Annotated in this window: 23 protein-coding genes; 5 read left to right on the top strand and 18 right to left on the bottom strand. The window is 49.2% G+C overall.

Annotation, left to right across the window (positions count from 1 at the left end):
• Nucleotides 1-86: 86 nt before the first annotated feature.
• Genes IY568_RS12985 through IY568_RS12975 form a run of 3 tightly spaced genes read right to left on the bottom strand, consistent with a single transcriptional unit; the run spans nt 87 to nt 2243 of the window.
• The gene (locus IY568_RS12985) at nt 87-1670 is read right to left on the bottom strand and encodes a PepSY-associated TM helix domain-containing protein (RefSeq protein WP_194867784.1); all 1584 of its coding nucleotides are present in this window, start codon (nt 1668-1670) and stop codon (nt 87-89) included.
• 8 nt (nt 1671-1678) lie between these two features.
• A complete protein-coding gene (locus IY568_RS12980; RefSeq protein ID WP_010384346.1) occupies nt 1679-1933 on the bottom strand; it encodes a hypothetical protein in 255 nt (84 codons plus the stop codon).
• A complete protein-coding gene (locus tag IY568_RS12975) occupies nt 1923-2243 on the bottom strand; it encodes a hypothetical protein (RefSeq protein WP_194867783.1) in 321 nt (106 codons plus the stop codon). The genes IY568_RS12980 and IY568_RS12975 overlap by 11 nt, the downstream gene beginning before the upstream one ends.
• A gap of 314 nt (nt 2244-2557) precedes the next feature.
• Between IY568_RS12975 and IY568_RS12970 the strand changes: the two genes are divergently transcribed.
• Complete coding sequence (locus IY568_RS12970) at nt 2558-3001, top strand: GNAT family N-acetyltransferase (RefSeq protein WP_125560474.1); 444 nt, start codon at nt 2558-2560, stop codon at nt 2999-3001.
• On the opposite strand, the gene IY568_RS12965 is transcribed toward IY568_RS12970, so the two are convergent.
• The 10 genes from IY568_RS12965 to IY568_RS12920 form a co-directional block, all read right to left on the bottom strand.
• Nucleotides 2991-3800 (bottom strand): substrate-binding periplasmic protein, encoded by an 810-nt coding sequence (locus IY568_RS12965; protein ID WP_194867782.1) that lies wholly within the window; start codon nt 3798-3800, stop codon nt 2991-2993. The genes IY568_RS12970 and IY568_RS12965 overlap by 11 nt on opposite strands.
• Nucleotides 3801-3884: 84 nt before the next feature.
• Complete coding sequence (locus tag IY568_RS12960) at nt 3885-5768, bottom strand: condensation domain-containing protein (RefSeq protein ID WP_194867781.1); 1884 nt, start codon at nt 5766-5768, stop codon at nt 3885-3887.
• Complete coding sequence (locus IY568_RS12955) at nt 5744-6931, bottom strand: AMP-binding protein (RefSeq protein WP_194867780.1); 1188 nt, start codon at nt 6929-6931, stop codon at nt 5744-5746. Before IY568_RS12955 ends, IY568_RS12960 begins: the two co-directional genes overlap by 25 nt.
• The gene (locus tag IY568_RS12950) at nt 6928-7647 is read right to left on the bottom strand and encodes a DUF1796 family putative cysteine peptidase (RefSeq protein ID WP_194867779.1); all 720 of its coding nucleotides are present in this window, start codon (nt 7645-7647) and stop codon (nt 6928-6930) included. The genes IY568_RS12955 and IY568_RS12950 overlap by 4 nt, the downstream gene beginning before the upstream one ends.
• Nucleotides 7644-8747 (bottom strand): glycosyltransferase, encoded by a 1104-nt coding sequence (locus IY568_RS12945; protein WP_194867778.1) that lies wholly within the window; start codon nt 8745-8747, stop codon nt 7644-7646. The genes IY568_RS12950 and IY568_RS12945 overlap by 4 nt, the downstream gene beginning before the upstream one ends.
• Before the next feature lie 10 nt (nt 8748-8757).
• Nucleotides 8758-10380 (bottom strand): ATP-binding cassette domain-containing protein, encoded by a 1623-nt coding sequence (locus IY568_RS12940; RefSeq protein WP_194867777.1) that lies wholly within the window; start codon nt 10378-10380, stop codon nt 8758-8760.
• Nucleotides 10377-11060, bottom strand: a complete 684-nt coding sequence (locus IY568_RS12935) for a glycosyltransferase (protein ID WP_194867776.1) — start codon at nt 11058-11060, stop codon at nt 10377-10379. Before IY568_RS12935 ends, IY568_RS12940 begins: the two co-directional genes overlap by 4 nt.
• 8 nt (nt 11061-11068) lie before the next feature.
• Complete coding sequence (locus IY568_RS12930; RefSeq protein ID WP_194867775.1) at nt 11069-12241, bottom strand: radical SAM protein; 1173 nt, start codon at nt 12239-12241, stop codon at nt 11069-11071.
• A 17-nt stretch (nt 12242-12258) separates the two neighbouring features.
• On the bottom strand, nt 12259-13359 hold the full coding sequence (locus tag IY568_RS12925; protein ID WP_194867774.1) for a glycosyltransferase: 1101 nt from the start codon (nt 13357-13359) through the stop codon (nt 12259-12261).
• A gap of 1 nt (nt 13360) precedes the next feature.
• A complete protein-coding gene (locus tag IY568_RS12920; protein WP_194867773.1) occupies nt 13361-13969 on the bottom strand; it encodes a hypothetical protein in 609 nt (202 codons plus the stop codon).
• A gap of 382 nt (nt 13970-14351) precedes the next feature.
• On the opposite strand from IY568_RS12920, the gene IY568_RS12915 reads away from it, so the two are divergent.
• Nucleotides 14352-14597 carry a hypothetical protein gene (locus IY568_RS12915; protein ID WP_194867772.1) on the top strand — a complete coding sequence of 82 codons (246 nt, stop codon included), beginning with the start codon at nt 14352-14354 and terminating at the stop codon, nt 14595-14597.
• 234 nt (nt 14598-14831) lie between these two features.
• Here the strand turns inward: IY568_RS12915 and IY568_RS12910 are convergent, their stop codons facing one another.
• Together IY568_RS12910 and IY568_RS12905 are read right to left on the bottom strand one after the other, a co-directional pair.
• Nucleotides 14832-16547, bottom strand: a complete 1716-nt coding sequence (locus IY568_RS12910) for a tetratricopeptide repeat protein (protein WP_194867771.1) — start codon at nt 16545-16547, stop codon at nt 14832-14834.
• 162 nt (nt 16548-16709) lie between these two features.
• Nucleotides 16710-17522 (bottom strand): hypothetical protein, encoded by an 813-nt coding sequence (locus tag IY568_RS12905; protein WP_125560451.1) that lies wholly within the window; start codon nt 17520-17522, stop codon nt 16710-16712.
• 191 nt (nt 17523-17713) lie between these two features.
• On the opposite strand from IY568_RS12905, the gene IY568_RS12900 reads away from it, so the two are divergent.
• Both IY568_RS12900 and IY568_RS12895 read left to right on the top strand, forming a co-directional pair.
• Entirely contained in the window at nt 17714-18406 is a 693-nt protein-coding gene (locus tag IY568_RS12900) for a pirin family protein (RefSeq protein ID WP_194867770.1), read from the top strand.
• Between the two features lie 112 nt (nt 18407-18518).
• On the top strand, nt 18519-20759 hold the full coding sequence (locus IY568_RS12895; protein ID WP_194867769.1) for a hypothetical protein: 2241 nt from the start codon (nt 18519-18521) through the stop codon (nt 20757-20759).
• Nucleotides 20760-20805: 46 nt separating this feature from the next.
• Here IY568_RS12895 and IY568_RS12890 read toward each other — a convergent pair whose 3' ends face one another.
• Together IY568_RS12890 and IY568_RS12885 are read right to left on the bottom strand one after the other, a co-directional pair.
• Nucleotides 20806-21453: a glutathione S-transferase family protein gene (locus IY568_RS12890; protein ID WP_194867768.1), complete on the bottom strand. Its 648-nt coding sequence runs from the start codon at nt 21451-21453 to the stop codon at nt 20806-20808.
• A gap of 89 nt (nt 21454-21542) precedes the next feature.
• Nucleotides 21543-22427 carry a LysR family transcriptional regulator gene (locus IY568_RS12885; RefSeq protein ID WP_194867767.1) on the bottom strand — a complete coding sequence of 295 codons (885 nt, stop codon included), beginning with the start codon at nt 22425-22427 and terminating at the stop codon, nt 21543-21545.
• A 108-nt stretch (nt 22428-22535) separates the two neighbouring features.
• Here IY568_RS12885 and IY568_RS12880 point away from each other — a divergent pair, with 108 nt between their 5' ends.
• Nucleotides 22536-23306 (top strand): SDR family oxidoreductase, encoded by a 771-nt coding sequence (locus IY568_RS12880; RefSeq protein ID WP_194867766.1) that lies wholly within the window; start codon nt 22536-22538, stop codon nt 23304-23306.
• On the opposite strand, the gene IY568_RS12875 is transcribed toward IY568_RS12880, so the two are convergent.
• Entirely contained in the window at nt 23303-25363 is a 2061-nt protein-coding gene (locus tag IY568_RS12875) for a TonB-dependent receptor plug domain-containing protein (RefSeq protein WP_194867765.1), read from the bottom strand. The two genes, IY568_RS12880 and IY568_RS12875, sit on opposite strands and share 4 nt — an antisense overlap.
• Nucleotides 25364-25597: the final 234 nt, after the last annotated feature.

The raw sequence follows: 25597 nt of genomic DNA, 5'->3' as shown, positions 1-25597 counted from the left end.
TAGAGGATATGAATTAACGAACACACGCCTATTATCTGACAAAAAAAGGCGCTGTTCACAGCGCCTTCTCATCATGGATGTTATGCCTAAGAGGTTATGGGCTCAGCGCCAATTGGCTGTGCCTTCACTTCCTGCGCATACACACGTTTCGTTGCGGCCATACAAATGGCCGCCAATAGCAGCAGCATAGTATCAACCAGCAAAACATCCCGCAGTGCAGCACCGTCGAGCAGACTCGACGTACTGTAGAACAAGGTCCAGTCGCTGATAGCCGTCATTGCAAACAGCGCAGCAGACGCACTCAGCAACGCCTTACAAAACAGCTTTTGATTACTCATAAGCTGTGACACCACAATACTGATAACCCAGATAAGATAGAAACTTCGTTCAATCAACTCAGCCCGCCCCAGAAACTCAACCGGCAGCGCTCGTGCCAGTGCGAACCCTGCCGCGGTAGCCGCCACAACGCCAATAAAGCTCCCTGAGGTTAAACGCCTTACAAAGTTGAGGCTACGCTGGCTCTGATTTCGTTGTTTAGCGCGTTTGGCAATCCACATCAGGTTACCTGTGATGATCACATAGGCAGTCGCCAGACCAAACAAGAAAAACGCCAGGCGCATACCATAGCCAGCAAAATCACCGAAATGCAGGCTGGCAATGGTCGACAATCCGCCACGCACGGCATTGTCATAGTTGTCCATAGTCAGATAGATTTGCTCCTGACTACTCATCAGATAGCGTACTTCGCGCCACAAAGAGAAGTCTTCGTTACTGGTCGCTGCAAACACCAAAATCGCATTCTCATCACCAAAGTGCTCAATGCTGATCCTTTGTATAGTGACATCGCCCATAGTAGCCATAGCTCGACGATACATGTCATCGACGCCTGTCATGGCCATACGCTTATCGACTTCTTCCAGGTGAGGCTGATCGAACCCGGCCGCATCCAGCAAGGCTTCCTGATTGCCCTGATACAAAATCACCGCGTAGGAGATCTGGTAAATAATCACCAGATTAAATACCAGGCCTGTAAATGCATACATAAGATGCATCGGCAAGCCCATAGTACCTATCAGGTTATGTGCATCAAGCCACTTATCTTTATTGCCCTCTTTTCGATACTGAAAGAACTTGCTAAACAGTTTGCGCCAGTGGATCACAATGCCACTCAGGATCGCCACAAAAAAGAACAGGGTAACCAGGCCAACAAAATATAAGCCTGCGCGTCCCAGCCCCAGGTCATAGTGCATTTTGTACAGGAAGTGCGCATAGTTATGCGTATCGCTGCTGGCTACAATTTCTCCCGTAATAGCGTCCAGTAACAAGGCCTGATGAAGATGGTCTTCACCTGTGATCGGATCTGGCTGATCCAGCTCGCTCTCAAATCGGGCCTCAATAAACGGGTTGTGCTGGTCAGGGGCATACATAAACATGCCACCATGCATATCCACCTGATAATTTTTCTCAATGGTGGCTATGGCTTTATCAAACGCCGGATGCTCAGTGTTATGCGCAGCATCAACCAACAAAGGAGTGCGCTCCCAGCTGGTGATATTGTCCTTAAACAAAGTAATAGCACCGGCAAAAAACACCACAAACAAGACGGTAGAAATGATCAGACCGACCCAGGCGTGCGCATTGGTCAGTGATTTAAGGGTTTGATTATTCATTGTCTGATTTACCTCAGCACCATCAGGGCAGTATTAAGTAAAACGGATGGCACCAGCGCCAACATCAAGGCCCTGAAAGACTTCCAGGCCGAAGGAAATGAATAGGCCCATACCAGCGCCGCTGCCCAAATGGGAAACGCCAGAATAAGGCCAATTAAGAGGCGGGTTCCCTCTGAAAACGGCAACAGTAAATTCAGGTTAAGCACCACAGAGATGGATAAGAACAGGCCAATGAACAAACCCGATAGTGTTTTAGGCCACATAGCTTGCTCCCCCAAAAAGCAGGCTAAACAAACACACGCCTCCCGTAATCGACAAGGTGCGCCCTCTGGAATAACCCGAGCTAATCGTCACCGTAAACAAACTCAGCATAAACACCACCAGCGCCGCCAACATCGACGAAACCCAAGGGTAATCAAAGCTAAAAGTTACAATACCAATTAAAAATAAAGACATAGCGCCAAACCCAGCCAAAGGTTTGGGTAATGCACGCGTGATGATAATTTGTCGCTGGCTGCCGAGGTACAAACTCAGTGCGGCCAGCCAAAGCGGGATAATTGCAATAAAACTCATATTTATACTAATCGTTATCATTTGCAATTATGGTACGGTTTTAAACCCAGACATTCAACTACAAAGCACAAAATATAGTCGCTCGAGCGCGCAGATTACCCCTATTCGGTCATTATCTGTATGCCCCAGTCAAGGCTAATCAGATTCATTAAAGTTTTGTTTCTTTAAACAATTTCCGCTTGCAACCCCTGTCGCTTTGGGATTAGATGAATTCAGGGCTGCAAGAACAGGGTCCTCACTAGCCGATACATAAAGTATTGCTGCATATCCACGCACTCTGACGAAATAACCACAAACAGAACAAGGAAAGGACAATGCATATTGAACTAAAGCAAGCTTGCGATACCGACAAACCCTATCTGTTAAACCTACGTCTGCAAACTATGGTGGAACATCTGGAACGGGAAGGAGTTTTCCTCAGTGACGAGGCGCATCTGTGCCGGCTTGAGGAAGACTATGCTCATTCTCATTTGCTGATCATTGATCAGGTGAGGGTCGGAACCCTCAAATTCCGACTGCGAGACAAACAAGTGGAGGTGATGCAGTTACAAATTGATCCGCAATATCAAAAGCAAGGGCTGGGACGCAACACACTCAGGCACATGTTTGAACAATATCCCGAGAACCCGTTTTTCCTGACTGTGCTCAAACACAACCCGGCCCGTCATTTGTATTTCTCACTGGGCTTCAAAACTTACGATGAAGACGAATTTGAATACCATATGCGCCGACCAGCACAGTGCACGCTTACTGCTTAGTTTGCACAGAACCGGATAACAGGCGCTGAAAATGTAAATCTATCAACCCGTCAATCGCCGCCTGATTGCGCACAATAGCCAAGTTGAATTGCTGCAATTGTTGCTCACTGAACAGGCCTGGCCGGATCATATAATGCGCGGGGTTTTTATGTACGGTCAAACGGCTTGCCCTCACATGCGCCTTGTAGGGGTCACGTTTAATTAAATAAATACCGGTGAACAAATCTTCCACCACATAGTCGACACGCTTTTTGACCAACAAGTCAAAACGCTCTGTGGCCAGGTTAATGTCCACCACACAATCCGGGCACTGCTGAACTATGCGTGAAAAGGCATCACCATAGACACTGCCGCGATTCACGGCCACGATAGACTTGGTCAAAAAGCTTAAGGTAGGCGCAAATGCACTTTGCGGACTCAAAGGGTTATCAACGTGGCGAAACAACTGCATCACCTCATCCCGATACGGCAAGCTGAACTCCGAAAACCGGCGTCGTTCCTGGGTAAAGCTGGCTGCAAAAATCACATCGACTTTACCTTTTTTAAATTCTTCAAAAGTCCGGCTGGATGAGGGGAATGATACATAGCGCCAACATAAATTGGCACTTTTCAGGACCAGCTCGAGGATCTCAATATCCAGTCCGTGATATTGCTCATCTACCCGATAGGAATAGGGTGGCCAGTTGTCGCTGGCACTGACTGTAACAGTTTGCGCACAGGTCTGTGCCGCTGTACTAAATGCACTTAAGCATAGCAGGCTGACAAATATGAATGTTAAGTAGTCTCGACCTAATTGCACTTTTACCCTACCTACTGAAACAGGTACCTAAGCTTATAACATATCAGGCACTTTTTCCGCCAGTTGCCGGAGTAAAATAGTCTGTCACTCGCAACAATTCTCGTCAAAGCACCTCGCTATCAATCCAGATAAACTGTCCAGCCAAAGCTCGCTGACAAGGTCGGCATCACTGTTTAACTCAACGACCAGACCAACATCTTGATCGCGAACAAAACGAACCTGTAACCAGTGATAACGCTGTTCAAAGGCAAATACCTGCTCGTCTGTCAGCCAATCCTGCCCGCTCAGACCAAACCTTGGCTGAGCAAACAACTGCTGCTCCGGCAAATCACCCAGATCTGCAAAAGCAACCGACACTCTGGGTGCCTGGGTTTGCACCAGCGTTTTAAATGCCTCATCCGTGCTAAACATACTTAGCCAGCCATAACTGTGCCCACCCACCGGGTATCTGGCTAAATCCGCTTGCGTCAGTGCCAATTGTGAATCTGGTTCCTCACCCGCATGCAGCAGCAACGGCGCACTGTGAGCAAACCAGCCCACTGCCTGCCCCACTTCCACCGAGATCCCGCTGACACTGCCTGTGAAAGGCTGTCTGCCATTGTTTTCCAGTGCGACAGCAACGGCACTGTCACCGCTACATTGATAGTAACTGTGTGCCAAGGCAGCAAACAACACCGCTTGTAGTGATGTGCCCTGACGGGCTAAGCGCGGTAATAACAAAGCTAGCTGCTGTGGGGTGGCTAATTGTACCTGGCTATAGATAGGCTTGTTGTTATGAAGCTTTACGAGTTTACGTTCCGCTTCCTGACAAAATGCACCACGTGTGTTCAACGCTTCCCGCCAGTAGCTAAGATCGGCATTAAAATGGCCCGCCATGACCGCATTGTGACATTGCCGCTGCCAATGCAATAGCGCCCAGTCTCGCTGTCTGTCGAAGTGTTTGGGGGCGTTCAGCAGGCTTTCGAGGTCGCTACTGAGTACTTGCAAACTGATATCATCCACCAATAAGTGGCTGATCCCCAGGGCGACTATGTGTCCATAACGACTGCGATAACTAGCAATGGTCACCAATTGCTCTGATAATGAAGACTCAGCCAAACAAGCTTTAAATGCCGCCCGGGCTTGCTGTTTAAAATCATCAAAGCTCGCTACCGTGAGCTCAGCACTCAAGTGTAAAGCCCCTTTACTCACACGCTGCGTCATGTTTATTGGGTCAAAGCGCAGCCTTAAAGCCGGGTATTTCAGCAGTAATATACGCACAACCTGATGGACTTTTTCACAGCTCAGCTGTTGTTGAGTGAACAACATAGTACATACCTGCCAGCGCTCAATCCCATCGATATGGATCATGGCCAGCTTATTAGGCAGAGCAAAGTTAAGCAACGCTGGCTCAAAACGTAATGAGGTGCGAGCCGAAGAAGACGTTAACCGGGCCAGAGGTACATCGCTGAGCAACTGGCTTAACGATACTGACCAGCCATGTTGTCTGGCACGGGTTTGTAACGTCAGCGCTTTCAGTGAGTCACCTCCCTGTGCTTTGTAGCCCTTGTTACTATTGAGATAAGCCAAGGGCACATTCAGACTCTGTGCGACTAACTCTGGCAAGGTCGCCACCTGTTTGCGTTGCTCTAATCTAAGTTCAGCAACGCGCTTTAAAGCTGGCTTATCAATTTTACCAATCGCGGTGGTTGGCAGCTGCGTATAGTAAAAAAACTGTGCTGGCAACATATAGGCAGGTAATGCCTCGCTCAGCATTTTACGCAGCGCGGTCGTATCCGCATCATTGAGGTCGCCCGCCAGGAAAGCGATCAGCTGAGTGCCAACACACAATACCGCCGAACTGCGGATGCCCGGGTACTGATCCAGCACGGCTTCAATGCCTTCTAACTCAATCCGATGGCCAAGCAGGTTAACCTGATTGTCCAGCCGCCCAAGATAGGTGATCAGCCCCTGCTCATCCCGGCACACCAGATCGCCACTGCGATAGAATCGCTGCGTCCTGCCAAGCGCGCCATTGAAATAAACTGCTGAGCTGTTTTTTGCGGCTCTGCCAGATATTCCAGCGCCACCCCTTCACCACCGATCAGTAACTCACCTTGTCTGGCCGGTCTGCCATGCTCGTCCACAATCAGCAAAATACTGCCCGCCGAAGGCCTGCCAATAGGCACCCGACTGCGCTTTAAGTCTGCCTGAGTTACCTGATGTAAGCAGGAGGTCACTGTGGCTTCGGATGGGCCATATTCGTTGTATAACGCAATGTGTTCAAACAAATTAAGTCTGTCCCATTGACGTACTATGTTGTGACTGAACTCTTCACCGCCAAGGATCACCGTACTCAGGTGCATGCTCGACAGCCAGTCACGGGCTTTGGGATCTGCCAAAAAGTTCGCCATCAAGCTGGGGGGCACATCAATATGGGTGATTGTCTGCGAGATGCAGACCTTTGCAAACTCGGCTGGATCAAGCACTGAACCTTGTGTGAAACACACACAAGCCCCGGCCGAGAGAAACATCAATAATTGCTGCAAAAAGGCGTCTGTTGAGCTGGATAAAATACATAAGGCACGATTGCCCGGTGTCAGCTGGTATTGTTGCTGAGCAGCCTGGATCTGCTGAGCCAGGCTGTGCCGTGAAATCGCGATGCCCTTTGGCTGGCCGGTGCTGCCAGAGGTATACACATGGTAGGCAACGCGCGTAGTCTCATCCTGATTGTCTGTCGATACGTCACAAGTCGCCGATGCATCATCGGCCAAAACGCAATCCAGCTCGACTCGACAACTTGGACCACCTAAACCTGGGTCATCCTGACTATAAAGTACAACGCGCGCGTGGCTGCGTGCCAACATATGCTGCTTGCGTGTAACAGGAAAATGCACGTCCAGACAGACAAAAGTACCGCCAAGCAACAGTACGCTGATTATCCCCACGGCGCTTAAGCGCGGATCATCGCCATACACAGCAACACAATCATTTGACTGAATTCCCAAGCTGCGCAGCTGCTTAACACATCTCATCACTTGCCCGCGCAGTTCGCCATAATTGCAGGTCCAGTTATCGCCCTGAAGTGCCACAGCCTGACTCGGCTGATTCAGGATATTGGCGACCATATCGGCCAGGTTGACTGCGCTCATGCCGACTCCCTGTGGGGTGCAAGCCCGGTAAAGCCATTGACACCGAGCAGCATATTGCTCCAATGTATCAGCTCCTGACCTTCCATCCAGGGCTCATCATTATCAAAGGTGTATTTACGGGTAAACGCCAGCCCGGGCCGGCTGTGTTCAACCAGCTCGTCATGAAAGGTGGCCACCAGCAGAGCGACCTGAGCATTTGGGCACACTTGCTCAAGCGTCGCTTTTAATTGCAGCGTGTTAGCCAGGATCTCGTCCGGCGTTTCAAACTGCCAGTCGGCATTTTCTTCCAGCGCCACACTTAAAAAAAACAGCACACTGTCAAGTTCGGCCAGTTCAGAAAAGAAGCGATTGCAAATACCATCAAACTTCTCACGAAATACGGGATACTCACGCACCAGATCATGATTTTCAACCGCAAAGTCATGGGCAGAAAGATATCCCGCTGAGCGATCGGCGTATTTTCGATATTCTTTGCAATCAGGTTCATAAGGCTCCAGGTTCTCCAGTAAGAGTACCTCTTTGCACCGCGTTTGCAGTGCCTTATCGAGATCGGCGACAGAACGACCACCGATCCAGTCAAATGGTCCGCGTCGACAGCCCAGCTCCAGCTGGCGGGTCAAATGACGGGGCCGGCAATCCATACCCAGACTGTGTACTCGGCTATACTGACCCGCAATAAACGGGTTGCCGGTTTGGGCTACAAAGTAATTGCTCATGCGCACGCTCCTTTGCCTTGTAGTTTGTTCAGACAGACTCGTCCTATCACCCGCCACCAGGTTGGCACTTCCAGCAGCACGCGTGCAAATGGGATCAGAAACAACTTCAGCTTATGGTGGGGGATGGTACGAAATTCATCGCTGGCTTTGCTGTACAACCAGAAGGTTTCAACAAAGCCCAGTGCCGTCCACGCCAGAACCAGGGCCATGCCGACAGTACTGCTGATAAGAAATGCCATCAGTAATATCAGCGGCATTAATAAAAAAATGCTCACTGAAATCATATCGATCCGATGGCGCAGTCCTAATACGGTTTTCTCTGCCATCTGATTGCGATAAAACGCCGCTTTATGCAGCGCGACCTCTACAAACCCCTGCGACCAGCGCCGACGTTGATGCAGTAAAGCAGCGAAGGTTTGCGGCGGCTGTGTCAGCGCCTCAATCTGAGGTGCATAAAATACCGTATAGCCCAGCTCCAGACCCAGCAAACACGTTTCTCTGTCTTCACCGCTGCGCAGCCCGCTGTGCCGGGACAACAGATCCTCTATGACTGGCCGCTTATACAAGCAGCCCGCACCCGGCATAATAGGCACACTGCCCTCATTCTTACTGAATTGATAACTCGCTCGCTCCAGCGCATATTCCAGCATCTGAAACTGCACCGCGGGCGTGTTACCGGCTGTGGGGCGCATACTGAAATAGCAACCCATTGCAGTGGCGTCCGCCGCTAACTTGTTGTGTATATCAGGCAGGTTATCCAGACCCTGAAGCTCAGTATCAAAGTCGGTGAAAATGATGTACTGATGAGATAAAGCTTGGATCACAGTGTAAAGCGCCCCAATCTTTTGACCATTTGGCGTCACCCGGCTGAGGCTAAGATGTGTTAGCTGCTCTGTGTTGGCCGAGAAGGGTTGATCGGTAGAGCCGTCATCAATGAGGATAATATCAAGTTCGGGATGACGGGCTGCCAGCCCATCAAAGTAAGCCAGTCGCTCAGCAAAGTGTGTTTTATCACCTGCTTCATTATAAAACGGCACCAATATTGCCGTCGTTTGCGTTGTCACCCTTGGTGCCAACCAGGTTAACTGATAATCTTTCATAGCAAGCTCCTTAGTGGGATTTAACCAGCGACAACGACTGTGCCGGATAGGGATGAAGCTGACCATCACGCATCAGGTAATGGCAGTCACAACAATCAAAGTACGCCTCATCATGGGTGATCACGAACAGGGTTTTACCCATAGCCTTGAGTGTCGGTAACCACTGGCGGTAAAACACCTGACGACTTTCGGGGTCGATGTTGGCGGCAAATTCGTCCAGCACCAGAATAGGACGCTCTTCCATCAAAGCCTGCACCAGGGCCAGGCGCTTCATCTGGCCCGTCGACAAGCGGGTATTGGTAAAGCGGCCGTCACGAAACTGCACTTTGTCGCTCAACGCCAGCTTGTCCAGCCATTGATTGATCAACGCTTCATGCATCGGCTGACCATAGCGATCAGCAAACACCACACTGTCCGCCGAGATACCGGAAAACAGCTGGCGATAAGCCAATAACTGAGCATCATCCAACTGGGTATTATCAAGCCAGATCTGGCCACTTCGCGGCGTATACAAGCCACTGAGTAAGCGCATAAAGGTGGTTTTACCGGAGCCATTACCGCCAGATATAAACACGATATCTCCCTGATTAACCTCCAGATTAACAGGTCCCACGGTAAACCCTTGCTGGTACTCAAACATCAACTTGTGGAGCGTCAGCCGATGCGAAAACGACACGTCTGATGGCACAATGCTCTGCTCCCCGGCTTCGCAGGCCAGTTGTTTGATTTCAGCCAGCTTTTGTTGCGAAACCTGGAGCTGACTAAGCACCCGAAATAACTCCATACTGCTGTGGAACGGGCTCACCATAAACAAAGTGATGATCACAAAGCTGATACTCTGCTGGGGCGATAAGGCAAACCACAGCGGCGCAACAAATACCGCCACCGCAGCCAATAGATAAAGTGCGGCCATCAACATCAGCTGATTATGCGCAAAACGACATTCCGCCATGATTTTATTGTGCTGGACTGCAGTCGCATCCCGGGTCAGGTGTTCCTGATACAGCGAGTCATTGCGCACAGCATTTTGCTTCACTTCCCGGATCCCCATCAACAGATCATGCAAGTGCGTAAAGAAGCTGTCCTCAGCCTCTCGCGCACGTTCATATCCCTGATGAATGCGGGCAAAGCGTAAGCAATAGGCCGTCACAGCAAGCGCTATCAGACCCAGTGCAAGTAATGCCCCCATAGGCGCAATCACAAACATGTAAATCAGTGCCGCAATCACGGTAAATAAGTGGCCCACACTTAACGCGACGAACTGATTAAGCTGGCTGAGTGTGTTGGCATCATAAGCAATCGCCGAGAGGATCCGCTCCTGGCCAAATTGCTCGATCATCTGCAATCGCGCATGGCGCACCGCATCAAGAATATCCAGCCGCACGGTCTTGATGGTGGTTTCAGTCAGTCGGATCACGCTGCGCTGAAAGATCAGCTGCACCACCACAAAGCCAATGAAAGCCACTGAGAACCACACGGCGCCCTGAGCCAGGCTGGCCGAATTACTGCTATCCAGTTGCAGTGCCATGGTGAAGGTATGTAGGATCAAAATGGTGGTGCAGGCGCTCAAGCTGCTCAATAAAACCAGTTTGAGTGACAGCACCTGCCATAGGGCTCTGCATTTTTCTATCATGCCTGTCCTCCCAGACTGCGGGCATACAAGCGCGGTGAAAGCTGCCATAAAACGCCACCGAGTAACAACGAGCCGTAATATCGCAGGTAACCATGAGTGCGGAACTTTCGCTCGTTATGAACAAAATGACTTTGACTAAGCCACACATAATGCCCACCCTCACGCTGGCAACGCACGCCCAGATCGGTGTCTTCGCCACGTAATAAACGCGTATTAAAGCCACCAACGGTTTCAAACAAGTCAGCCGACACAAAACAATTGCCGCCCATGCTCTGGTGACGCTGGTTAAAACGATTGATATCCGTCGCGACAAAACGACCGAGCCAGTGACCACTGTCGCTCTTCAGTGGCGCCGTACCATACACAGCTCTGTGACTGTCCTTGGCAAACTGAGCAATCTGCGCTGGTAATTGCGCACTACACACGGTATCGGCATCAAGAAACAGCAGCATGTTGCCATTTGCCTTTGCAGCGCCATAATTACGCGTTGCAGCGGCACTGCCTGCGGAAATAGTAAATACCTGCTCAGTATAGGCCCGCGCCACCTGCACGGTTGCATCCGAACAGGTATCACAGACCACGATCAGCTCAGCATCCAGAGGCAACTGTTCAACCAGTAACGGCAAAGTAACTGCTAAAGTTTTTGCTTCATTATGAGCAGGCAAGATCACGGACAACATGCGCACCTCTAGAGCAAAAAGTTATGTGCATCGGGACACGCGTTGAGCACCTTTAGACTTTGCTCACGCATCGTCTTTGCTGCACGCTGGTATGGCTCAGAAGCAATGAGCTCCTCAATTGGGGTATCAAGCACATTACCAAATACCAGATCAGGGAACTGCTTGGTCATCACCAGCTTGCCACCAATATCAACATCCAGTTTCACACCCATTTTGAGATAATGTGGCCGTGCTGGCATTTTGCCGCGATAGTACTGACGGATTTCATCCGCATCATAATCCGGCCCGAACAACACGGGGATCTGTGCCGGATAGGCACGCAATGTATCTATAGTGTCGATGACATGCTCAATGTAATCCGAGCGAAAGTCCCCCATATCAAATCCGGTATAGGAATTAGGCACAGTATCAAAGTCTTCACAAAAGCGGTGATATTCGCTGCGCGCCATCATGTCCACGACCCACAGGTGGTTGTAGATCATCCAGTCAACACCCGCCTTTTCGCACTCATTAAGTAACTCAGTCGCCCGGTCCAGATTCTTAGCCATCATGGTATTCTCTACCCCGATCAGCCACTGTTTACCCTCTTTTTTACCGTCAGCCAGCAATTTAATACCGGCCATGGTTTTGTTGTAGGTGCCTTTACCCCGGATCGAGTCATGGATGTCTTTTGGGCCATCGATGGAAATCAAAAAGGCCAGCTGATCGTGATACTTACTCAATACCTCAAAGTGGCGCTTAATCATCAGGCCATTGGTACAGATATAAATAAAGCATCCGGCTTCAGCCAGACGGCTGAGAAACTTTGGAAAGTCAGGGTGTAAAGTGGGCTCTCCCCCGGTCAGTATGATGTCGCAGCGCTGACGCTCGACAAAATCAAATAAATGACCACTTTGCTCATAAGGGATGGCCGTGGGATCCAGGCCATGGTGAAAGCCTGTTTCACGCCACTGAAAACACTGCTCACAGCGCAAATTACAGCTGCTGGTCATTTTAATGACCAGCTTACAGATATTATCTGCTTCGATTTTTCCGCTCGCGGCATAGCGTCTGAGGGCGTTAGCCACTCGCTCGGTGCTGGCCTGATGATGGGCGGTAAACCCTGGGTTTCTGGCCATAAAATTCTGATGTGCCTGCGGTAATTCGCTGACCGCCAGTTGCGTGGCTTTCTTAGTCCACATAATCGACTCCTACAATATTATTTGCTACTTGCGAGTAAATGATGACAAATCTGGTTTGATGCATTGGCGTTCACTAAAGTGGCAGCCTTCATGATGGTTTGGCTGCGCAGTGATGCCGATGTCTGTATTTGGTTGAGCAAGTCACTGAGCTGCTGATCATTGCGCGCGTTCAGTGCTGCGCCCTGAGCGACAAACACCGCTCGATTGTGTTGCTCTTGCCCGGGTAAAGCGCCATGAATGATCAGACAAGTATTGGCCAGGGCCGCTTCGGTCAGAGTCAGGCCGCCTGCTTTCGTAATTATGATGTCCGCCTGGGCATAGTAGGGCTGCATATCCGACACGAACCCGGCCAGTTGCAACTGATGTTGGGCAACTTCTTGTCTAAAACGTGCTCCTAGCAGCTGGTGTAAAGCCTCATTCTGGCCGCAAATGACCGTCACCGAACCAGAGGGGTTCTGAGCCAATAACAAAGCCACTGTTGAAGCCGAAATGCCCAACCCCCAGCCACCGCCGCAGAGTAAAATGTTCAGAGCAGCCTCTTTCTTCTTCGCGGTGTTTTGGTCTGTCACCGTTAAGTCTGAGGCTACCTCAGTCGGGATACCCAGGGGCAATATGTCGGTCCCTCTGGCGCGATGCCAGTCCAACACAGGATGACTGTACTGATGAGAAACAAACAACTGAGTTAACGGCGTCCGCCAGCCATTAGAGATTTGATAATCACCCAGCACGCCACTGACTTCGACCTTGTGCCCAGCCAGTCTGGCAAAATAACGGGCGAAAAATGCACCGTAATAACTACAGGCAACCACCTGGTTATGGCGACGGATCACCGCTTTCGCTTCTTCCAGCTTTTCATTGCCTTTAAGCGCCAGCCACAGCGGTAATAGTCGGTAGAGAAACGGATAAAACCAGCGGCTTGCATATAACTTACTGTGATGTTGTTTGCCCGACATGCACCACTGATAATACTGACCAAACAGCAAGTCGGAGAGCCACTGTGGCAACAGATCAGACACTGACAACAGCTCAACGGTTTTGCCTTGTTTGCGAAAACCGCTCGCCAGAGCCTCTGCCAGTGCTCGTGACCCCGCGCCAGACTCCACATATAACAGGAGCATGCTACTGAACCCGCTCAAGTGGACGCGTGGTGTTGAGCCATAAGGCTCTTACTTCAGCCAACTCCAGTTTCATCACCACCATATCCTGTTGCGGACCATAGAAGCTTTCGAAACGACCCAAAGAGGTAAACTGCAAAGAATGATAGATATTGAGAATATTGGACTGCGTGGTGTCGGCAAACACCTCAATGTACAGCTCCTCATAGTTGGTTTCTTCCAACAAGACCTTTAGGGTATCCAGCAACATTGCCATTTTGACCAGAGGTGAGACATGCTGATCGGCTACAAACCAGCCTCCCCAGACAATGCTTTTTGGGTCCCATAAGCGATAATGATAACCGGACATGCCAACCAGCTGTTCGCCTTGTTTAAAGCACCAGTAGTGACGACCATTGTCTATCCCCGCCGCCAGACAACTGCGATGAAATTCAATGGTGCGTATGGTGTCTTCGTTCAGTCCATCTACCATTGCATGCTCGATAAACTCAAGCTGCTCACCACCAAATGACACCGCTGTCTTTTCGAGCTGCTGATGGCGCATAAAGCGCTCGGTACGGCGCATTTTTTGTACCAAAAGTTCTGCTCTGCGATCTTTAAATTGCTGTTCCATATCCGGCCACCCATTTTGTTGCTTTGCTTTGATGGGCTGCAAGTTATTATAAGTATTGGATAAAATCGCTTATGGAAAAGTGATGAATGGTTACGAGAGCCCAATGAAGGCTGAGCAATGGTTATTCTAACTGATGATAAAACAGCCCATTTCAAAGCCATTAACATGGTCTTTTTTGCTTAACAACAGTCTCTAAATCCCACCTTATTTCCGAGCTGGAAAAGCACGTTTTTCTGTGTCATCTTAACCGGAACTTGTGCAACAAAAGAGGCCAATCATGCCGATAATCAAGCCACGATTTTACCTGCTGATACCACTCATTTTGTCTTTAATGGCATGTGTATCCCCCCCGTCAAAGGTCGTTGAATGGCCAGGAGGCAGATTGACGTTATCAGAAGAGGCGACCACATTCAGTGGCGAAGTTGGACAGAGAACATTTCAGGCGACTATCTCTGCACTGTGGCACGAAGGCGCACACTGGTATGTCATTTATGCCTGCAGCGCTTATGAACAAAACACGGACGCAGAGCGTTTTTCTGTCGGCGAGATAACATCTGAATCAGCGCCCATCGACACACCTATCACGCTTGATTGTGGCTTAGGGGTTACTTTGACTGTGCGACCGTGACTTTTTGGGACAACTATCGTGCAATAGTGGAGGGAGGAAGGGCGAAGGTGAGACCACGCAATACATCATCAACGGAGTCGCCTGAAACAAGATCCCGTATCGAGCACGGGATAACGGATGAAAAGGGTTGGAGTTGTATTCGATAGTAAGACATTTTAAAAGGCTGAGAGCGTACACACTGCGGTCATACCTGCTCTGAGCCGAAACCTGCTTAACACAACCACACTGTGCCTTTTATTTTTTTCTGTGCGAATCACCTTTTTTACCGCGTTTAATCTCTTGCTCGATCTGCGCTTTAATGTCTTTAGCTTGTTGGCTTCCCGGATCCAGCTCCAGTGCTCTCTCTATCGTGTTTAGCGCATCTTGGTATTTTTCTTGTGCAAACAATAACTCTGACTTCGTCTCAACGAATACAGGGTCCTCAGGCGATAAATCCAATGCTCTGTGTAGAAGTAACTCAGCCTCTTCAAGCCGCTTCTGATTAAGCAACAAACAAATATAATTATTCATTGCCTTAGAATACTCGGGGTCAAACTCCAGTGCTTTTTTGTAGTACACTTCTGCAGTTGCAGCGTCATCTAAATCCTCCAACAGCAAAGCGTAATTATTCAAAGCAAATGTATAGACTGAATTTAACTTTAATGCCTGTTTATAGTGTAATTCTGCTTCTTCTTTTTCCCCTAAAGACTCCAATACCAAAGCACAGTTGTTATATATCTCATAATCTTCAGGATCTAGAATAATTGCTTCCTTATAGTGTCTTACTGCCTCTTCCTTTTGTTTAGTCTCTGACAACCAGTTGGCATAGTTGAAATGCAATTCAGGTGATTCAGGTAGAGCCTCAACAGCCCGCTGATAGTGCTCAAGCTTTTCTTCCAAGGTCGACTTATTCTCAGCCTCTAGCGTCCAATCCAACCAGCTTTTATCCTGCTCTTGCTTAGGCTTAGGCAGTAGTTTTGCTTTGATGTCTTCTCCGCCCTCACGAGAGGTATTCAGTACCTGCTCCTGAAGCGTTTGCTTCATATCTTTGGTGTAACGCTCCAGGTCTTTTAACTGATCATCATGCTTATAACCCCAGAGGTTGCCGATATCCAGCATCAGCTGATCCCAGTCTGGCGTTGGCACCAGCACGCCGTTGTGCTTTTGCATCAGCGCAGCGATGTCGCCGTTTGGTTGTCCACCAGGTTCGTAATAGCACCAAAACGGTCTGCCACTGATGTCCCTTGGTGATAAATCAGATAGAAAGTTCATCAGACTGCCGTCGTTACCGCCATAGCCAATAAAAATGGGGGTATAGAATTTGAAGATATTCTTCAGGGCATCTTCCCAGGGCTTTTTCAGCTGCCCGGTGCCATCTGGATCATTGATGGGGTCGGTAAACAAGTCACGGTGAATTTTGGCCACCATAGGGCGTCGTGCCAGTGGCTTCAGATACCCAGCTAGGGTTTCGTGACCAATCACATGAGGAGAGCGACGACCGTAAATATACAAAGAGTCGGCGACCAGATTATCGAAATTGGTGGTGATCACCATGTTGTGGCTGGTTTTGGTCATTATCCAGGCCAGTACGGCATAACCAAAGCTCGGACTACCAGCTTCAATGGCCTTTTCCAGTTCTGCGAAGCCGGCCTCATGATCGCCAGAAAAACAACGAGCAAATATCTCGGGATAATGACCAGCCAGGTTATCAGGCTGCCAGTTATCGATTTCCAGCGGGTTCAGCTTAAGCCAGCTGTCAAAGTCAGTCTCGGGCGATACCACCCGATGAAACAGCATTTGCATCCACTCCCTTGCCAGGGGGGCTGCGCCTTTAACACCAGACTGGATCGACGCACCAGCGCCCAGTATAAACACAAAACGCCGATCTTCCATGGTGTCGTTAATACGCTTTAATTCGTCAAGGAAGCCTTTTAAGGCCCATACTTGCACTGTTGATGTTTCTCTGTCCATGTTAATTTTTATAAATATTTTTATAACTGGACAAATTGTAACGCGAAAGTGCGACCCCTGAAAGTGATCTGGATCAGTCTCATAGAGGCATTGTCTAATCAGATGCGAGACAAAAACAAACTTCTTCTCAGATAAACAAGATTCAGTCAGTATCTGACAACACTATCGCTTAGGACACACTACCTTTTCAGCTTTCAGGTGATACATTTCAATGTCCGGATGACTGAAAAACCCCACTTCCCAGGGGTTTTTAGAGATAAACAATTCTCTCACCTCATTGAACAAGGCGCTGTCACTTGCTATCTGATGCACCTTTCCTGCGATTATGGAGTAATTCCACTCTACATAGTTTTCAAAGGTAAAACTGGCACGATTGTCGATGGCAAAATAGCACTGATTATCACGCTTCATCAGGCTGGATTTAAAGGTTTGTGGCAAAGTGATAAAAAAGACATCATCATCGGTGCTGGATAAAAACGCCATCACTGTGGTGTGTGGTTGTGATTGCGCCTTAGTGATCAACACCCCGACTTTGTTGTCGTGTTCCTCATCATCCATTACAGGCGTTGCCGTTAACGGCGTGCATGGCAATGGCGTTTGCACACGCGGATCGTCAGGGAATTCATACTCCGGCGCTCGATATTCCAGTTCCACCGAAATCCCATAATAAACCTGATACTCAATTGGAGAAACGGTTATCTCTGTCTCATTGAGTGCAGTTACCCGGCCTTTATAAGATAAACGATAAACACTCAACTCAGCGTCATATTCGCTAACACCGGTGCGATTATCCAGATGTACCGTGACCAAATCTCCAACCTGCAATGCATGAGTTTCCCTGAGCTGGAGCAGGAGTTGATTGTCATCGTCTATTTGCGCAAAACAGATAAATACATCAATATCGCCAAGGTGTGTTTGGTAGGCCGACGCAACGGCAATCACAGGCGATGGAATAAACTGATTTAATGACGACATAACACTTCCTGAAAATGGGTTAACAGATTGCATTTGGCTGTATAACTCTAGCATATGGGCTTAAAAGCGCGCGCTTTGCAATACTACGCAACCATTCTTTTTTACAGAATGGTAGGTGCGATATTCGCACATTTTGTTCTCCATGATAGAGCAGTAAAGTAGGGATATCACAGTTTAGGAGCATCACTGCTATGCCATTAATTCGTCGCGGCTCAGAGCGGGGCCTGGTTAATCTGGGCTGGTTGCAAAGCCAGCATACCTTTTCATTTGGTCATTACTACGACCCTAAACATATGGGATTTTCCGTACTACGCGTTATCAATGACGATACAGTGGCGCCGGGTAAGGGATTCGATACCCATGGGCACCGGGATATGGAGATCATTTCTTACGTTATTCAAGGTGCGCTGGAACACAAAGACAGTAAAGGCAATCATCACATTATTCCAGCCGGAGATATTCAGCTGATGAGCGCTGGTACCGGGATCACACATTCCGAGTACAACTATTTTGCGACTGAGCCAACCCGCTTTTTACAGATCTGGATCAGGCCTAACAAAAAGGGGCTCAATCCCAGTTATACACAAGCTACGATTCACCAAAAAGGTCCTCTTACGCCACTTGTGACCCAGGATGGACAGCGCGACTCATTGGTCATCCATCAGGATGCCAGGCTTTATCGTTTGCAGTTATCTTCTGGCGAGACTGTGACCCTGAACGCACCAGGAAGCTGGGGTTATCTGCACCTCATAAAGGGCGCAGCTCAATCCACGCAAACGCACCTTAATGCAGGCGATGCAGTAGGCCTCACAGAAGAAGAGTCTATTGAGCTAACCGCAACGACCCTACTCGAAGCACTGTGGTTTGAATTACCACCAGATTGAGTTGCGCTCTTGGGCATGATCCCTTAGGGTAGGAAGCCTGCACCTAAAGTACCAACAAGATAATGTGAGTACTTACTGACAGCATTGTGCTTTTATCTTGAGGGAATATGGCATGCCATTACATGTGCAATACAATCAATCACAACAACTACAGCATCTGAGTCATTCTTTTAGAGACTACACCGGGCCCGCTCGTTTGCTGCACAGCCAGCTCACCGACAACACAACCTTTGCCGCACTGGGTGGCCATGCCATTGCAAGTAGCGCACTGACTGCAACGCTACTGGATCACCCGGTGCATTATCGTACATCAATGAGTCAGTCGCTCCCTAAAAATACGCAACCTTCGACCCAAACCGGCGCTGAGCCCCGGACCTGCTGGCTCCATTATGAAATATCAGCATCACTTGGCGGCACCACAACGCAGCTCCGCCAGCAAGCAAATCACATATCGGCCAATACGCAGATACAGCTGGCAGCTTGCCTGAGCGCCCGCTCCGGCGACATCATCGCAGATACCCTCGCTGCGCAATTGACCGCTATACCCTGCATTTATTCCCACGAGGACGTCAAATCGCTCAACCCCGGTGAGTCTCTCGCGCTTGATACTCAGGGTACATTAACAGTCCACACTTCAATAAAATGGAGTGAGTTGCTGTGTCGAAACTTTCATCTGTTCAGCCGCTGGCTAGCACAAGGAGAGCTGCTGGATCTGTCGTTCAATGCCAGTCTGAACGCCAACCTTGAGGTCTCCATCGAGGGAGGTTATCAGGTGATATTTGTCCGACCTGTCGACACACCTCATATACTGCGCCTTAGCTATGTCAAATCGACCGCAAACAATACACAAAATACTGTCAATGCCTGTATCACTGCAAAACTGAGTAACCCAAAAGCGTTTCAGGTCGCATACACGGCTATGGTGCAGGCTATCTTTCAACGCTCTACGGAAGAGGTTGATGCACTGACAGCACACTTACCTCCAAATACATTACCAAATCAACTGCTCCCCGTTGCGACAGCGCTCTTGAAACGACTGGGGCTGGACAAACTCGAAGAACTAAAACCGCGTATCAAAGAAATTCAGCAGAGCCTGGAAACCTCTATCTGCACAGCCGCTCAATCAGGTGTTGAGCTAAGCTTCTACTACCATTACCATCGCGTGCAGGCGCATCAGGCACTTTTACAACTGACAGTGCGCGACGACGCACTCACACCGGCACTGCATGAAGCAGCAGTCACCGGCAGACTGATGGGTCAGCTGAACAAGCACCTGAAGCGAGTTAATGTAGAGCAATTTTTCAATCAGCGCGTAACACAGCAACATTACACTTGGGGTTTCCACTTCAACGTCTTTTCCTGGCACGCGATGAGCCGCGAAGATGCCAAGTTTCATGTTGTCACTCAAGAAAATGTTTATGGTGATGTCAAGCTGGCTGGTCAAGGCCAGCGATGTTATCAGGACCAGGTGGGCGAAGAGAAACGCCAGTTTTATCTCGACTTTGAAGCGGCTATGCCGACCTTTAAAGCCCCGGCTCTGGTGTCAATGCAAGACTTTGATCTAACGCTGACCCTGGCACATAGCACACATCAGGACAGCCTGAGTGAACAAGCTGCTTGTCAGCTTGCTGATGAGTTAGCGGTCTGGGGACTTATTCCACCCGGTGAAGTCGATACCCTTGCCGGGCAACTCTATCGCAAGCTCAAAGCGCAGCAAGACATTCAGATCACACTAACACTCACCCTACCTTGTGATGCGTTTCGTGACTTACTGCCAACACTGGCAGACGCGAACCCAGCCCGGTTGTCAGAAGCACTGGCAGCGGCTTTGCCCCGTCATCTTCAGATGCCTAACTGCCGGGCCAACCCATTATTAAGGAGCGCTTTTTATGCACCAGCCTTTGCGCACTATCTCAGTGCCGACGAGTCAGACGCCGATACCCTGATTGAGCTTGCAGTCACACGTTTGAGACAACTCAGACAATATGAAAGCGCACATAAAGAACGAAACTGGCGCAGAAAACCGGGCCCGACACTTGCCAGAGTGATACACATGCACCCGGATTTAAAGGCAGACCTGGACAATCTGATAACAGGTATGCACAAGCTCAGTGGGCACGACAAGCTCAACGGTGACCCTGATGTACTAACAGCCATTTACCATTTATTCGATGATATGGGGGCACAACACTTTTATATGCGCTTTTTCGCATACTATCTGCAGCTAAGCGTGACTGAGCTGGGTTACCAGCACACTGCGCTGCAAGCCACGGGGTTGATTGAATTTGGCCCATCAACCACAAGACAAGCCTGGTTGCTGTCAGGTGTTGCGCCAATGCCTCATTCTCTGTGACCGGCACATTGACGAAATCAGCAATGTATCTCAACCAAGCATACGATTATTTTGTAGGCAGTGCCCGGTATCCGGGTAATTGCTCAAAGCGCGCCAACCAGTCAAGTACGCGCGGAAAATCACGCAGGCTTGGCTCAAGTCTGGCAATCAGCGCAGTATAACTGTACAAGGCAATGTCAGCCAAAGTCGGGGTTCCCCCGGCAAGCCAGGGGCTTTGCTCAAGCTGGGTGCTTAAAAGTGAAAATAACCTTAACGTCTGCTGCATCGCGTGCGCCTCATTGCCGGGCTTCCCAAGCACCCGGATCCCACGCAGCGCCACGGGACCGGTACACAACTCACCGGCAGACAGGGCAAACCATCGCTGGATCTCAACCTGAGTAGTCAGGTCAGTTGGATACCAGACTCTTGCAGGATCATATTGCCGGGCAAGATAAAACAAAATGGCATGAGAGTCGGTGATAACCGTGTCCCCATCCACCAACACAGGTATCTTGGCAGCCGGGTTGAATTGTACAAACGACTCAGACAGGTGTTCACCGGATTTTATATCAACGGTCACAGTCTCTATGCTCAGACCCAGCATTGACGCAAGTGTGAGCACTTTATGGCTGTGCCCGGACAGTGGAAAATAGTAAAGCTGAAGATGACTCATAATAGCAACCAAATGCTCCTTATCGTGGTATTGGTCAATCATTAAACACCAAATGTCCAACAGAATAAAATGAAGAATATTGCTGACTGACTGTGGGAGGTTGCTTCAATGGCTGTTTGTTCGCTCAGCGTTTAAAGGGCACGCTTACAATGCTCACTCATCAAATCAATAAAACATCGGATCTTAGCCGGGACATATCCACCGGGCCGATAAACAGCATGCACAGGAAACCCCTCCAGCTGATAATCCGGTAACAAGGCCACCAACTTGCCACTGTTCAGCGCCTCTTTGAATGCCCATCTTGGCCCCAGGTGCACCCCTTTACCAGCAAGTACCAGCTGCCTGACAGCAGATACACTGTTCACTGTAAACCCCCCTGACACTTTGACTTGGATGGCTTTTGTGCCTTTTAGCACTCTCACCTGCGCGTTACCCTGAGCGCGGGAATAAAACACAAACTGACACCGCTCAAGCATCGACGGCTCATTAATTTCTCCCACCCGCACAAGATAATCCGGACTGGCAACCAACACCCGCTCGGCCATGCCCAGACCTCGGCAGATCAGGGCCGAATCCGACAACACACCAATACGGACCGCCACGTCGATGCCATTTGCAGTCAGGTCTTCAAAATGGCTCCCTAGCAGTAACTCGACCTTAAGATTGTCGTAAGTCGTCTGCATCTGACTGAGTACAGGCACGACAAATTGATGACCAAAATCGACCGGTGCAGCAATAGTCAGAGTCCCACTGGGCTGATCCTGCAACCCCCGCAGACGATTTTCTAATTCTATCTGCTGCTCCGAAATATGTTTTAGCCCCTGAAAATACACTAATCCGGCTTCAGTCGGCTGGGATCGCACCGTAGAGCGGTTAATCAGTTTAATACCCAAGTGCTGCTCTAATGCCGCCACCTTGCGACTCACCGAAGAAGGATCTGTGTTGAGTTGCTCGGCAGCACCTTTCAAACTGCCAGCTTCTATGACCTTGAGGAATGTCAGCTCATTTGTGTTCATTACTTTTTGCATTTTTCGCAATTAATAAATGAAAATTTATGGGATACCTGAGATAAACGCAAGCGACTAAGCTTACTTTCGTCAACTAATCCAACAGGAGTAAGCATTATGTCCACCTCAAGCACACTTTTAGATTTGACCGACAAAGTCGCTATTGTCACTGGCTCAGCGCGTAATATGGGCCGAGCCTTTGCCATTTCACTGGCCGAACGAGGCGCGAATGTTGTGGTGCATTATCATAGTGATGCATCGCTGAGTGACGCACAGCAGACCGCAGCCGAGATCACTCAGATTGGCAGGCAGGCACTTGTGGTTCAGGGCGATCTGAGCCAGGAAAGCCAGGTTCTTGCGCTCTACAGCCAAACATTGGAAACCTTCGGCCGAGTAGACATTGTGATCAACAACGCCGGTAAAGTGCTGAAAAAAGCCATCGCGGATATCTCAGAGCAAGATTACGACCAGCTGTTTGCCATTAACACCAAGGCCCCATTCCTCATGATGAAGCACGCAGCCCGACATATTCAGGATCAGGGTCGTATTATCAATATGGGCACCTCTTTACTCGGCGCGTTTACCGGCCTGTACGGCGCTTATGCCGGTGCCAAAGCGCCGTTGGAAGACTTTACCCGGGCACTGGCAAAGGAAATTGGTAGCCGCGGCGTCACTGTCAACGTCGTAGCACCAGGCCCAATAGATACCGCATTTTTTCATGGCGAGGAAAATGCGCAATCAGTGGCCTATCTAAGCGCAGCCAGTGTCCTGAATCGCCTGGGTAACGTCGACGATGTAGTGCCCATGATTGACTTTCTGGTCAGTGAAGAAGCACGCTGGATAACTGGCCAGACTTTATTTGTCAACGGGGGGTTCGTTACCCGCTAAAATCGATATGACCAGCTCAGGCGCAGATTGCGCGGCGCCTGAATATACTTTACAGGAGACACGCCCCGGGCATTGCCATGGTAATAGGTCTTGTCGAATAAATTTTCGACATACAACCCCAGGGTGCTCTCCCCTTGTGTATAAGTCAGGTTCATATTGAGAGTTGTCCAGGCTGGTATTGTAACGACTTCAGTGCCGCTTTGTTGAAAACGGTTGGCTTCGGTCAGGACTTTATCCCAGTGATCAACAAAAGCTGAGACCTGCCAGTGCTGATCCAGGGTGTAACCCAGCCCCAGCTTGACCTTATAGCTAGGTACATCCAATCTGACCGATTGCGTCGCCGCCTGGGTTTTATCCGGCGAAATATAACGCAGCGCCAGTTGTCCGTGCCAGCGCGATGCCTGCCAACGCAATTGGTTTTCCCAACCTGAGACTCTGTGTTCTCCTGCCACTATAGTGCGCCAAATCTGGGTATTGGGGTCCTGTACTTTTTGATAAAAATTCTTCGCCTGCATACTATACAGAGCTGAAATATTGGCGAATTCAATCTCACGCCAGCGAAATTTTTGGCTCCAGTTAAGCTCGTACATCTGCATACTTTGAGACTCAATTTCATCATCAACCACCAGGTCAAATTCAAAAATCGTTGGTGGTCGAAACGCTTTACCGTAAGTCAATTTGATTGCCTGATCGACATTGGGCTGATAAACCATGCTGATCCGGGGTAGCCAGCTGGCATTGGTGTAATCCTGGCGATGGTATCTGAGCCCGGCATTGACCTTAAGTGTGCGTTCGCCAAAGTGCCATAGCCTGGAATATTGCCCAAACACAGCATGCTTATCCGAGCGTTCCTTGTCCGTTGGCCAGGAGTCTGGGGTGACCAATTTAACGCCGTCTTCAGTTTGCCTGTATTTGATTTTACGGCCAATTTTGGTGCGCCAGCCATCATACCCCAGTATCCAGTCCTGATCAGAGCTTGCCTGATAGGCCCATTGGGTATTGAGCCGAATTCTGTCCGACGGGCCGATATCTTCGCGCTCTGTATATAACACCAACGCTTCGTAGCGGCTTGCCTGAGCAGCGTTATCAACGCTCAAGCGGTATTTCTCTTTGTATTCCCGAAAATAGCTTAGCTCCACATTACCCGACCAGTTTGCCGACGGTTGCATGTGCTTACCCAGATAGTAGCTACTATAACCGCGATAAGTATCATCGCCGGTAATATAATCGAAAGCCACCGCTTCTATACCACTTACGTTGGTTGTGCGGGTGAGGTTATTGCCAAAGTAAAACCAGGGAGTGCTGAGTCGGCTGTCCAGCGTGATATTTTTCTCACGATTGCGAAAATCATTCGGGTCATGGTTTCTTAACCCATCTTTGCTGTTTCGACTAAACGCTTCATCATCGACGATAAATTCTCGTATTTCACGATAATCCAGATCGCTTTCAAAATAACTGGCCGATACCGCCAGCTCGATCTCGCCTTGTTGAAAATGAAGCAAGCCGTGTCCGTGGCGTGTACCCACCTCACCAACCACTAGAGAGACTTCATTGACCTCACTTTCCAAACGAGTGATCACATTAATCACCCCTTGAGTTGCATTACCGCCGTACAAGGTGGAGTTTGGCCCTTGCAAAATTTCAACACGCTCAATTCTGGCGCTGGGAAAGTTATTCATAATAAAGGCTTCGTTAGCCAGCAGATTTTGTACTTCCCGCCCATCAATAAGCATCAAAGTCCCCGACATATTGCCGGTAAAACCTCTCTGCCCGCCTGGCAACCAGGCCCATTGATAGAAATAATCCATATTGGGTACTGAGGTGAGGATCTCTTTTAAGTCGCGCCAGCCATAACGTTCTATATCCGAACGACTGATCACATACACTGTGCCGGAAGACGCCAGCCAGGTTTCGCTTTTACGTGCCGCAACGGTCACATCCTGACTGAGCAGCTCTTCAAACGACATTGCAAATACCGATCCCTCTTGCTCCTGTCCTACAGCCAGCGAACAGGGCAATATCGTGAAGAAAAACAAAGAAATAACTAATCGAGTCATATACTACTTACTGAACAAAGCGCCTTTGCCAAGTATAGCTAAGCATTTTGACTTTTGAGTGAAACCTAACAGAGCACAATGAACCTTATATAAATCATATTTTACGTATGACTTTTGCAACCGACGCAACACAAGTTATATCGATTTCAGAAATCCAGCTCGTTATTTAAACCATCAACGTTGGATTTCCGAGCAAGATAAAAGCAATTTAGGAGCAAGTTCAACTTATACCGA

Origin of the sequence: Pseudoalteromonas sp. PPB1 (assembly GCF_015356275.1) — a bacterium.
GTDB lineage: Bacteria > Pseudomonadota > Gammaproteobacteria > Enterobacterales > Alteromonadaceae > Pseudoalteromonas > Pseudoalteromonas rubra_D.
Note: the sequence above shows the minus strand (reverse complement) of the source record. Positions and strands in the feature narration are given on the sequence as shown.